General features: G+C 47.7%; 11 protein-coding genes. 7 read left to right on the forward strand and 4 right to left on the reverse strand.

The window, feature by feature from the left end; translation table 11 throughout:
• Nucleotides 1-10: 10 nt before the first annotated feature.
• Together U0008_RS20600 and U0008_RS20605 are read right to left on the reverse strand one after the other, a co-directional pair.
• On the reverse strand, nucleotides 11-340 hold the full coding sequence (locus U0008_RS20600) for a type II toxin-antitoxin system HicB family antitoxin (protein ID WP_025799466.1): 330 nt from the start codon (nucleotides 338-340) through the stop codon (nucleotides 11-13).
• On the reverse strand, nucleotides 337-606 hold the full coding sequence (locus tag U0008_RS20605; RefSeq protein WP_043489604.1) for a type II toxin-antitoxin system HicA family toxin: 270 nt from the start codon (nucleotides 604-606) through the stop codon (nucleotides 337-339). The genes U0008_RS20600 and U0008_RS20605 overlap by 4 nt, the downstream gene beginning before the upstream one ends.
• A gap of 304 nt (nucleotides 607-910) precedes the next feature.
• Between U0008_RS20605 and U0008_RS20610 the strand changes: the two genes are divergently transcribed.
• Nucleotides 911-1,486: a nuclear transport factor 2 family protein gene (locus U0008_RS20610; protein ID WP_043489605.1), complete on the forward strand. Its 576-nt coding sequence runs from the start codon at nucleotides 911-913 to the stop codon at nucleotides 1,484-1,486.
• A 41-nt stretch (nucleotides 1,487-1,527) separates the two neighbouring features.
• On the opposite strand, the gene U0008_RS20615 is transcribed toward U0008_RS20610, so the two are convergent.
• Nucleotides 1,528-2,724, reverse strand: coding sequence for a BaiN/RdsA family NAD(P)/FAD-dependent oxidoreductase (locus tag U0008_RS20615; protein WP_043489608.1), 1,197 nt, complete (start codon nucleotides 2,722-2,724; stop codon nucleotides 1,528-1,530).
• Between the two features lie 323 nt (nucleotides 2,725-3,047).
• On the opposite strand from U0008_RS20615, the gene pitA reads away from it, so the two are divergent.
• Nucleotides 3,048-4,541 carry an inorganic phosphate transporter PitA gene (gene pitA / locus U0008_RS20620; RefSeq protein ID WP_025799474.1) on the forward strand — a complete coding sequence of 498 codons (1,494 nt, stop codon included), beginning with the start codon at nucleotides 3,048-3,050 and terminating at the stop codon, nucleotides 4,539-4,541.
• Nucleotides 4,542-4,792: 251 nt separating this feature from the next.
• On the opposite strand, the gene U0008_RS20625 is transcribed toward pitA, so the two are convergent.
• Nucleotides 4,793-5,479 (reverse strand): helix-turn-helix domain-containing protein, encoded by a 687-nt coding sequence (locus tag U0008_RS20625; RefSeq protein ID WP_043489610.1) that lies wholly within the window; start codon nucleotides 5,477-5,479, stop codon nucleotides 4,793-4,795.
• A gap of 232 nt (nucleotides 5,480-5,711) precedes the next feature.
• On the opposite strand from U0008_RS20625, the gene U0008_RS20630 reads away from it, so the two are divergent.
• From U0008_RS20630 to U0008_RS20650, 5 genes are all read left to right on the forward strand, one after another.
• Nucleotides 5,712-6,272: a fimbrial protein gene (locus tag U0008_RS20630; RefSeq protein ID WP_043489612.1), complete on the forward strand. Its 561-nt coding sequence runs from the start codon at nucleotides 5,712-5,714 to the stop codon at nucleotides 6,270-6,272.
• Nucleotides 6,273-6,405: 133 nt separating this feature from the next.
• Nucleotides 6,406-6,909, forward strand: a complete 504-nt coding sequence (locus tag U0008_RS20635; RefSeq protein WP_226930034.1) for a fimbrial protein — start codon at nucleotides 6,406-6,408, stop codon at nucleotides 6,907-6,909.
• A gap of 96 nt (nucleotides 6,910-7,005) precedes the next feature.
• A complete protein-coding gene (locus U0008_RS20640; RefSeq protein WP_227660066.1) occupies nucleotides 7,006-7,704 on the forward strand; it encodes a fimbria/pilus periplasmic chaperone in 699 nt (232 codons plus the stop codon).
• Between the two features lie 3 nt (nucleotides 7,705-7,707).
• Nucleotides 7,708-10,317 (forward strand): fimbrial biogenesis usher protein, encoded by a 2,610-nt coding sequence (locus tag U0008_RS20645; protein ID WP_080723881.1) that lies wholly within the window; start codon nucleotides 7,708-7,710, stop codon nucleotides 10,315-10,317.
• Nucleotides 10,317-11,411 (forward strand): fimbrial protein, encoded by a 1,095-nt coding sequence (locus tag U0008_RS20650; RefSeq protein WP_043489619.1) that lies wholly within the window; start codon nucleotides 10,317-10,319, stop codon nucleotides 11,409-11,411. Before U0008_RS20645 ends, U0008_RS20650 begins: the two co-directional genes overlap by 1 nt.
• Nucleotides 11,412-11,414: the final 3 nt, after the last annotated feature.

Raw genomic sequence — 11,414 nt, forward strand, 5'->3', positions numbered from 1 at the left:
CTTTTGTATATTAAGAACAGGCTTTAATTAAGGTATCGGTGATCCACTGGTTCACGCTTTTACCCGCAACCTCTGCCGCCACATTGATTTGTGAGTGCACATCTGGCGGTACACGTAGGCTAATTTTGCCGCTCGCGGGACGCTGGGGTTCACGCCCTCGTGAAGCGCAATATTCCAGATAGTCATCCACAGAAATCTCAAACTCTTTACGCAAATCAGCCACGTTGTCGGCATGAAAGCCAATAATATCTCTGATCCCCGCCAAATGCCCTACCAGACATTTATCTTCTTCACTGTATTCAATACGTGCTGCATAGCCTTTATAGAGCATAGTGTTCATGGAATAACTCCTAACTCCTCAAGAAAGACTCTGGCATCTATGATTTGATAAATCTTTGCATTCTTTCCAGGATGAGGCCGATGAAAAGCAACTGACAAACCACCAATTTCAAATTTAACGCGCGAGCCTTGACCTTCAGAAACCACGGCACCGAGGGCGATTAACAAGTTTTCAATCTTCCGCCACTCTAGCGTTCGAATCGGCGGGTTAGTGAAAATGACGTATAGCGTTCGTTGGTGTCTGGCACTGAGCTTATGAGTCGACATCCTTGCACCTCATCCGTGTCGCTCACGCGATAACGATATCAAATTTTGATATCATGGCAAGCGTTTTGCGATGAAAATTTGAGCGCAATGTAGAGCGAATTGAATGAAGTGGCTAACCGCTAAACGCCGTTATTTACTCTGCTTCGCAAACAAAAAATGTATCCTCAGCGGCGTGGAATAATCTCTGCGGCACTTCTCGCATAATTAATTTGAGTGGCAGCAGCCTATACTGATTTCTAGTGCCATTTGTGCGCCAACAACACAACATCAGCGACATGCTGCTCATCCTATTTAGAGACATCACATGACAAATTCTTGGGAAGACCGTTTAATCATTGCCGATTTAATGACGGGTTGGATGCACAGGGATCTGGCCGAGTGGGACCAAATGCTAGAGCTGTTTCACCCAGACGGAACCATCGAGGTAACATGGTTTGAAGGGCTATTTACCGAGTTCGTGAAAGGCTCCCAGCGCATGGGGAATTCTGCGCTAGTCACTAAGCATCTTATCGGCTCACCGATGATCCAGTTTAACGGTGACAAAGCCATCGCTGAAACCAACGCCATGATCGTGATTGAAAATGCGCAACTGAAACTCGGTGCCAGCGTTCATAACCGCTTTTACGACTGGGTGGAAAAACGTAACGGCGTGTGGAAAATCACCCATCGTCAGTCTATCTATGATTTTGGCTCGTTCAACTTTCCACAGGGCATCGTTGAAATCGATAAAGCCACGGCAGAAAAATTCCCAATTGCCTACGCTCCATTGGCATATCTGTTAGAAAAGAGCGGTTTCCCACTATCGCGTGAATTTGCCAGCAAAGGCAGCGTGCTAGAAACAGAAATGAAAGCCGAAGGACAGGCGTGGCTGAAAGGGTAATGCTCAAATCTATCCGCCCCGAACGGGGCGGAAGAACAGTTTTATCGTGCCGCTAGCGCCTGCGCACAGGCCCAAGCAGAGCTCCACGCCCATTGGAAGTTATATCCCCCCAGCCAGCCGGTTACGTCTACCACTTCGCCGATAAAGAACAACCCCGGAGCTTTGTGCGCCTGCATGGTTTTCGACGACAGCTCATTGGTGTCAACGCCGCCTAGCGTCACCTCTGCGGTACGATATCCCTCAGTGCCGTTTGGGATCACCTGCCAGGCTTGTAGGGTTTCCACCACCTGCATCTGCTGCGCAACGTTTAACTGTTTCAGCGTGACGTCAGGGATTTGCCCTAAGGTTTGTAAGCACTCAACTAAACGTTTAGGCAGCTGTTTTGCCAGCGTATTTTTCAGACTCTGATTCGGATGCTCAATACGTTCCGCATCGAGAAAAGCAGTCAGATCGCAATCCGGCAACAGATTAATCGTCACTTTCTCACCGGCCTGCCAATAGCTGGAAAGCTGGAGAATTGCTGGGCCGGACAAACCACGGTGGGTAAAGAGAATGCTTTCACGGAAGCTGGTGCCAGATTCGGCGGTCACAACCGAAGGAACAGCCACGCCCGAGAGAGTTTGCAGATGATCTAACAGCGGTTTATGCAGCGTAAACGGCACCAACGCCGCACGCGTTGGCAATACCTTAAGGCCAAACTGCTCTGCAATTTTGTAACCGAATGGCGTTGCGCCAAGGCCCGGCATAGAAAGGCCGCCGCTGGCAATCACCAGCGATCGGCAGTTAACCTGCTCGCCGTTTAGCTGGAGGGAAAACTCGCCGTTCTCCATCCGCTCAACGTTTAAGATTTCACTGCGTAAACGAATAACCACCTGCCCCAGCTCACACTCTTTTAGCAGCATGTCCACGATCTGCTCGGCGGAGTCGTCGCAAAAAAGCTGGCCCAATGTTTTCTCGTGGTAAGCAATTTGGTAGCGACTCACCAACTCGATAAAATCCCATTGGGTATAGCGCGCCAACGCTGATTTGCAGAAGTGTGGATTCTGAGACAAATAGGCCGCAGGTTCGGCATACATATTAGTAAAGTTGCAGCGACCGCCACCCGACATCAGGATTTTGCGTCCTGCTTTTTTGCCGTTATCAACCACTAACACACGCAAACCAAGTTGCCCTGCCTGAGCAGCACAAAACAGGCCAGCGGCACCAGCGCCAACGATCACTACATCGAAATTTTCCACACATAACCTCTTGTTTCACGGTTTTAAACGCAACCGCGAACGTAAATACCGATTTTTCCAATATGAGCTAATCTGGTAATAAATGCCGAAATAATCCCAGACCAGCGGCGGGGGATTGTAAACGGGGTAATTCTTCACCGCCAGTGTAAGAAAAAATTAATCTGAAGATATTCACTCAACATACTGAAATGATAGGACTAATCCGAGATATGTATTGATAACCAATGTAAACAAATCAAAAAAACGTCATATTTTGCTTTTCCCCAGCACGCGTTCTCGCAGATAATGCGCCGCGTTCATGACCACTAACTGGCGTAACGCTTATGCTACATCTATTTGCAGGGCTGGATTTTCACACTGGCCTTATGTTAGTCCTCGCACTGATGTTTGTTTTGTTTTATGAAGCCATCAATGGTTTCCACGACACAGCAAACGCAGTCGCAACAGTTATCTATACTCGTGCACTACGCTCGCAGATCGCGGTCGTTATGGCGGGTGTTTTCAACTTCTTAGGTGTGATGTTGGGTGGCCTCAGCGTCGCCTACGCAATTGTGCACCTCCTCCCAACAGATTTGCTGTTGAACGTGGGCTCGACTCACGGTCTGGCAATGATGTTCTCTCTGCTTCTAGCTGCGATTATCTGGAACCTCGGCACCTGGTATTTTGGTCTGCCGGCCTCCAGTTCTCACACGCTAATCGGCGCGATTATCGGTATTGCACTGACAAACGCACTGATATCCGACACTTCCGTGGTGGATGCGCTCAACATTCCGAAGATGCTGGAAATCTTCCTATCGTTGATTCTCTCCCCACTCATTGGTCTGGTTTTGGCCGGGCTGATGGTATTTGTACTGCGTCGTTACTGGAGCGGCACGAAAAAGCGCCGCCGTATGCATATGACGCCTGCTGAGCGTGAAAAGATTGATGGCAAACGTAAGCCACCGTTCTGGACGCGTATTGCCTTGATTCTGTCTGCTATCGGCGTGAGTTTCTCTCACGGCGCTAACGATGGTCAGAAAGGCATTGGTCTGTTGATGCTGGTATTGATTGGCGTGGCTCCGGCCGGCTTTGTGGTTAACATGGACGCCACTGGCTATGACATCACTCGTACCCGCGATGCCATCACGCATCTGGAACAGTATTATCAGAAGCATCAGGAAGCACTGCCGCATATCGTTGGCATTGAAGAACACCAGCCCGTTGCGCCAAGCACCGGCAACAATGATTTCCATTGTGATTCTTCACGCGCACTGATTGCTATCGACCACAGCAAAGCCTTGCTGAACAACCTGCAACGCTACGATGAGCTGACCGTTGATCAACGTAATCAGATGCGTCGTTTGCTAATGTGCGTTGCTGATACAGCGGGTAAAGTTGCCAAACTGCCAGAGACCGATGCTCAGGATAAGCGCTTCCTGAACGACCTGCGCAAAGACCTGCTGGAGACCGTTGAGTACGCACCGATGTGGATTATCGTTGCAGTCGCTCTGGCGCTGTCTCTGGGTACGATGGTTGGCTGGCGTCGCGTAGCGACCACCATCGGTGAGAAGATTGGTAAGAAAGGCATGACCTATGCGCAAGGCGTTTCTGCGCAGATGACTGCCGCCATCTCCATCGGCGTGGCAAGCTACACAGGTATGCCGGTTTCAACCACTCAGGTACTTTCGTCTGCGGTTGCAGGTACCATGATCGTGGACGGCGGCGGTGTACAGAGTAAAACGATCAAAAGCATTCTGCTGGCATGGGTTCTTACCCTTCCAGTCGCAATTGTGCTTTCTGGTGGTTTGTACTGGCTGGCGCTGACCTTCGTGATCTAAGCGATCAACTAATGCCAACTATCCTAAAAGCAAATTGCAACTCGGATAGTTAGGTCAGAGAGAACAAAAACACCGTAGGATAAAACCTTCGGTGTTTTTTTTGAGCTTAACATTTAATAATGCATCGAAAAGGCTATATGGACTCATATCCAGCAAGGTTTTTTACTATGAGTCATGGTTATAGTCATCGTGACTTTTAAAATGGCATTTTCTAATCAACACATTATTTATGTGCCGATTATTCGTCAATATTAATACACACAGGGAAACGGTTTCAATATTCCTTTAAGCTTCCCATATTGAATTTCAATATACCCACCAAAGCGAAGATCAGACAATATTTTTGCCACTCCACTCCTAGCCAATTTGCTACGAACAAGAATGTAATTTATAACGCTAATTTTTATTCTTTTCTCATATGGAATTATATTAATTTCCTGCAACAGCGCACAGACTATTTCATATGTTGTTCTGTTGATCAGTAAATTACTAGTACGAGCTTGGTAGTCACTCATGTAGGAATAATAATTTAAAACCTCCCTAATCAGTCCTTGCTTCGCAATCCTGTCAATCGCGATATCACGTGAAAGGCAATAGAGTTCACAACCCGATTTAGGAATAAGTTTGTAGGTGTCATTTCGAAATGATGATCCCATCAAACCAAACACCGCAGGAGCCTGAGCAGTAGCCACAAGCCGCCTATCCGTAACAACACTCCATAAATTGATCTCTCCTTTGACTAATAAAATAACAGCGCATTCTTTTTCACCCTGCTTTTCATCTATGGAGGTAATCAATTTAATTGATTCACCTTTATGCAAAGCAAGTGCTAAAGATATGGGTTGCAAACACGTTATTAATCGTTCTATATCATCTACAGGCTTTTTCAACTGAATGGGGTAACCATAGAGAAAAGGCTCATCATCTAGGCCTTTCATAATTATCACCAATTAAAGCTTAATAATTTAATATAATGACATACGATACCAAGAAACAAAACTAACCAGTATTGGATACTTTTATTTGTGTATATGTCATAAATTCAGCGCGATAATTTTTAGACCAAGAACAGACTAATCTTAGATTCGGTATTATTAGAATCTAGCTCTATGTCTGCCTATATGGAAGAACACCAACGTAATAACATATTACCTAAAGGACTATTTATTTATGACCACTCCATTCAAATTATCCGCCCTTTTTGCCGCTTCTTTTATCATCTTGTCTGGCTCCGCAATGGCAGCGACAACATCAGTCACCGGCGGAACCGTGCATTTCAAAGGTACGGTTATTGACGCCGCCTGTGCCGTTGATGACAACTCCATTGAGCAAACCGTTACAATGGGTCAGGTACGTACCGCCCGCTTTGGCACTGCAGGTTCCGTTACCATCGGCACCGCCGCTAACCAGAAAGTCCCTTTCTCCATTTCTCTGAAAGATTGCGATAGCACCGTGGCTAGCAATGCCTCCCTGACTTTTAACGGAACAGCCTCAGCAGATTACCCATCAGCGTTAGAAAACGCCGGTGGTCCAGGTTCAGCATCGGGCGTAGGCATTCAGATTTATGATGCTGAAGGTGCGGCTCTTGGCTTAGGCACTGCATCAGCAACCGTAGCATTAATTAACGGTGAGAATACCCTGTCCTTCACCGCTGACTACATCTCAACGAAAACAACCGTCACTTCAGGCGATGTTGAAGCTACTGCAACTTTTAACGTGACCTATTCCTAATTCATCACGTTTAAGCCTTCAAGGATGAGCAATGCGCCAAGGATGGCGCGCTATAACCCGATTTCGGAATGGAATACCGCCGATGAATCATTTTGCTTTCAAGCCGGCAGCGTGGGTTTCAGGTGCATGTCTGTTGCTCACGTCCTCGATGGCATTGTCTCAAAGCATGGCTAAGGTTGACGGCGGCAGCGTGCATTTTAAAGGAACCGTGGTGAACGCGGGTTGTGCGGTAGACACCAACAGCATCGAACAAGAAGTGTCGATGGGTCAGATCAGGCGTGATGCCTTCACGGGCGTCGGCAGTTGGGTCGATCCTGTTGGTTTCACGATTACGCTCACCGATTGTGATATCTCAGTGAGCCAATCCGCAGGGGTCGCTTTTCAAGGGCCATCCGATATTCACGATCCCCTCGTCTTCGCCGTCGCGAACGGGCCCGGTTCCGCAATAGGTGTCGGGCTAGGCATCTATGATGAACAAAGCAATCTAATTGTCCCGAACAGTGCGCCACGCGCTTATAAAACATTGATAGACGGCACTAACGTCTTGCACTTCATCGCTAAATATCGCGCGACAGAGCAACTCCCAGTCGCTGGCGACGCGAGTGTTACCGCAAATTTCATCGTGCTTTATCAATAGAGCGTATGCGCAGGTGAATAGGCATGCAACAGCGGCGAGCACTTTCCCTCTGCCACTTTTAACCCACTGATATGAATAAATAACGCTGAGGCTAACGTGTTTAATTCCACAAAAAAACTCTTGCTCACTTCGCTCTTATTACTCCCTTTTATTGCCAGCCAAAACGCCTCCGCCGGTGGTGTTGCGCTGGGGGGGACTCGTCTGATTTACCCAATAGGCAACAATCAAGCGTCAATGCCCATCACAAACTCAGATGAGAAGGGTACTTTTTTAATTCAAACATGGGTCGAAGATAGCAAAGAAGTCAAAACCAGTGATTTTGTCATCACTCCGCCGTTATTCGCCATCGATCCAGAAAGTGAAAATACGCTGCGTATTGCATATATTGGCAGTAAAACATTGCCAAACGATCGTGAGACCGTCTACTGGCTGAACGTGAAAGCCATACCGGCAGCAAAGTCGCCCATTAAAGATAGCAATACGTTACAGATAGCCGTCCTCAACAGAATCAAGCTGTTTATGCGGCCAAAAAATCTACCGATGAAATCCGTGGATGCTCCGGCTCAACTACGTTTCCATCGTAGCGGTAGCCAGCTCATCATCAAAAATCCAACACCTTATTATGTCACGCTGGTGCAGTTCAAAGCGGGAAGTCAAAAGATCCCGAATACGATGGTGTCGCCAATGGAAAGCACCACGTTAACCCTTCCTGACAATGCACAGGGGGAAATCACTTTCCAAACGGTCAGTGATTTTGGTGCAAACTCCGCCACACAAAAAAGTGTGATGGAGTAATTCATGCCACGGAGAATGGACTCTTCTCTGCACGGTGTTGCCTGTGCTGTTGCGCAGGCAGTTGGTGTTTTGCCATTGGCGCTGTTTCCCTGCTTTGCCATGGCGGATAATTACTATAACCCTGCATTTTTATCTAACGACCCATCGGCCGTGGCAGATCTATCTCGCTTTGAAAAAAACAGTAGCCAAGCGCCGGGAAAATACCTCGTTGATCTTTACCTTAACGATGTACTTATCTCAACGGAGAACATCAATTTTGTCGCATCGACAAGCTACAAAAGTAAGATTATCCCCTGCCTAACCAGCAAACGTTTAGGGGACATGGGCGTAAATCTAAAAGCCGTTCCCGATCTGGAGAAACTGCCCGCCGATGCCTGTGTTTCTTTAACGGATAGTTTTCCCGGTGCGCGCGCCGACTTTAACATCAAACAGTTACGCCTAGACATTTCCCTACCGCAGGCTGCATTAACGCAGAACGCACGTGGCTATATTCCCCCTGAACAGTGGGATGATGGCATCAACGCCCTAATGTTTAACTACAACTTTACCGGCAGCAATAGCTGGGGCGATAACGTCAGTAATAATTATTATCTCAATCTACAAAGCAATCTCAACGTAGGCGCGTGGCGGGTGCATGACTACTCAAGCGGCACCTATAACGGCGGTGGTTCTAGCGACAGCAGCCATGACTGGCAACATATCAGCACCTATGTGCAGCGCAGCATCATTCCGCTCAAAGGCGAACTGACACTCGGCGACAGCTATACACCATCAGACGTATTCGACAGCCTGGGTTTTCGCGGCATACAAATCGCCTCCGACGATAATATGCTGCCAGACAGCCTGCGTGGTTTTGCCCCAACCGTGCGCGGCATTGCTAAAAGCCACGCCAAAGTTACGGTAAAGCAAAACGGCTATGTCATTTATCAAACTTATGTTTCGGCCGGTGCGTTTGAAATTAACGACCTCTATCCCACGTCATCCAGCGGTGATATGGACGTTGAAATTGAAGAGGCGGACGGCAGCAAAAGCACCTATTCCGTACCCTACTCCGCCGTGCCGCTGTTGCAGCGCGAAGGTCGAGTGAAATACGCCGTTACCGGTGGCCAATACCATTCCAACAACCAAGATCAGGACGAAAATGAGTTTGCTCAGGCAACGATAATCTGGGGGTTACCGTACGGGATCACCGCCTACGGCGGAGTGCAACACTCGGATAACTACCAATCTGAAGCATTAGGAATGGGGGTAAATCTGGGTGATGTTGGAGCGCTGTCCGTCGACATCACCCAAGCCAGCAGCACGCTGGCAGATGACAGCCAACACACAGGACAGTCGCTGCGTTTTCTCTACGCCAAATCATTAAACTCAACCGGCACTAACTTCCAGCTCATGGGCTATCGCTACTCAACAGAAGGCTTTTATACGCTGGATGAAACCACCTATTCTCACATGAGCGGCTACAACACTGATAATACTCAAGATGACGAGCAGGACGAAGAACCTGATTGGACAGATTATTACGATCTTTATTACAACAAACGCGGGAAAATACAGGTCAATATTTCCCAACAAGTGGGGAGCAACGGTTCAATTTACGTCACGGGCAGCCAGCAAAGCTATTGGAACACCGACGAAACTGACAGCGTTGTTCAGTTGGGCTACAGCGGTAACTATCACGATGTTAATTACAGCGTTTCGTGGAACTACAACAAATCGCAGGGTCAGCCAGAAGCGGATCAGCAGGTTGCCATTAATTTCTCCGTGCCAATCGGAAAATGGCTTTCACCGGGTGGCGCTGACAACAGCGATGTGTACAGCTCACCAAACAACGCCTATGCCACCTACAACAACAGCACCGATAACCACGGCAAGATGCAGCAAATGGCGGGGCTCAGCGGCACGCTGCTGAAAGACAATAACCTCAGCTACACCGTACAGCAGGGCTACGCCAATAAAGGCGACGGCACCAACGGCAACGCCTCACTGAACTACCAAGGCACCTACGGCAACAGCAATATTGGCTACAACTATAGCAGCGGCTATCAGCAAGTGGACTATGGCATAAGTGGCGGCATGGTAGCGCATGCCAACGGCATTACCCTCAGCCAGCCACTCAGCAGCACTAACGTGCTGATCAAAGCGCCGGGCGCGGCAAACGTAGACGTAGAAAACAGCACCGGCGTAAAAACCGACTGGCGCGGCTATGCCGTAGTGCCTTACGCCACCACCTACCGCCAAAACCGCATTGCGCTAGATACCAATACGCTGGGCGACAAAGTCGATCTCGACAACGCGGTAGTGAACGTAGTGCCTAGCGAAGGGGCGCTGGTGGTGGCCGATTTCAAAGCCCACACCGGCCTACGCGCACTGGTCACCTTGCTCTATCACCACAAGCCGGTGCCGTTTGGTGCCACCGTTAGCCGCAGCGATAGCGAAAATGGCACCATCGTCGGCGACGACGGCCAAGCCTATATGCTCAGCATGCCATTAAGCGGTGATTTGCAGGTGCAATGGGGCGACGATGCCGATCAGCAATGCAAAGTACATTATCAACTGCCAGAAAGTGAAATGAATAAACCTCTTACCCAGTTCAAAGCGGAATGCCAATAATGAAAACGTTCTCTATTTTTAATCTTTCGATATTTAAAAAAATAATACTGGGGCTATTTTTAATTATTGGCACAACGCAGGTGGCAAAAGCCTATACCGGAGCTTGCTCCGCCGATAATGGCACTTATAATTACTACGACAATTTCGGCATGCTCACCGTTGTTGACCCTAAAGGTAATCAACCAGGTTATCTATTCCCCCGTGCTTATAATTGGAACCTTGGAGGCGAATATACTGCGACTTGCGATTGCGACCCTGCAGAAGAAAAAAAAGCAGTTGTTAACCCAGATATATATTATAAAGCATCTAGCACTCTTTCAATAGGTCACACAGATGGAACATTACAGTTTTATAAAATTAATGACTATTTAGAAGTATCTACATTAGTTTGGATTGGTGGGATGCTAAAGCAATATGTAGCTACTCCATTTCATGATATCAATAACGAAGCATCTACACAGGAACATGCACGCGTAGGTTACGTGTGCGGAGCAAATGCCAACTCTCAATTTTCGTCTGGTAGTAAGGGATTGTTATGGCTTTATATCACCAAGCCATTCGTTGGCACAACCTATATTGAGAATGTTAGAGTTGTCGATCTTTATGGTACCACCATACCAGGAAGTTATGGTGGTACCCCGTTATCCTCCATTTGGGTAAATGGACAAGTGACCGTACCGCAAAACTGTGAAATTAACGCAGGGCAAATTATCACCGTTGATTTTGGCAAAATATGGTCTGGTGATTTCACCACCAAAGGCCAAAAACCCGATGGCTATGTAGCCAAAAATATTAAAGCCTCAATGAAATGCAATAATATTAATGCCTACACCAATTTAACTATTCGCTTCCAAAGTGAAATATCCTCCGATTATCCCGATGCGATTAAAACCAATAACCCCGATATTGGCGTAGAAATTATCGATGATAATGGCCATCTAGTATTACCCAATACGGGGCTTATTCCTTTTCATATCGATGATAAATATGAAGCTAGCGTAACGTTTAAAGCCCAGCCGGTTAGCACTACGGGAAATCCGCCTTCTGCCGGTCAGTTTCAGGCGCAGGCCTATATTCGCGTTGATTTTGCCTGAGGA

The sequence above is a fragment of the Hafnia alvei genome, from assembly GCF_034424155.1.
Lineage (GTDB): Bacteria > Pseudomonadota > Gammaproteobacteria > Enterobacterales > Enterobacteriaceae > Hafnia > Hafnia alvei.

What these genes read in the sequence shown, in the direction of transcription:
- U0008_RS20605 (WP_043489604.1), bottom strand. Translation starts at nt 606, where the DNA reads ATGTCGACTCATAAGCTCAGTGCCAGACACCAACGAACGCTATACGTC.
- U0008_RS20650 (WP_043489619.1), top strand. Translation starts at nt 10,317, where the DNA reads ATGAAAACGTTCTCTATTTTTAATCTTTCGATATTTAAAAAAATAATA.
- pitA (WP_025799474.1), top strand. Translation starts at nt 3,048, where the DNA reads ATGCTACATCTATTTGCAGGGCTGGATTTTCACACTGGCCTTATGTTA.
- U0008_RS20610 (WP_043489605.1), top strand. Translation starts at nt 911, where the DNA reads ATGACAAATTCTTGGGAAGACCGTTTAATCATTGCCGATTTAATGACG.
- U0008_RS20600 (WP_025799466.1), bottom strand. Translation starts at nt 340, where the DNA reads ATGAACACTATGCTCTATAAAGGCTATGCAGCACGTATTGAATACAGT.
- U0008_RS20625 (WP_043489610.1), bottom strand. Translation starts at nt 5,479, where the DNA reads ATGAAAGGCCTAGATGATGAGCCTTTTCTCTATGGTTACCCCATTCAG.
- U0008_RS20630 (WP_043489612.1), top strand. Translation starts at nt 5,712, where the DNA reads ATGACCACTCCATTCAAATTATCCGCCCTTTTTGCCGCTTCTTTTATC.
- U0008_RS20645 (WP_080723881.1), top strand. Translation starts at nt 7,708, where the DNA reads ATGCCACGGAGAATGGACTCTTCTCTGCACGGTGTTGCCTGTGCTGTT.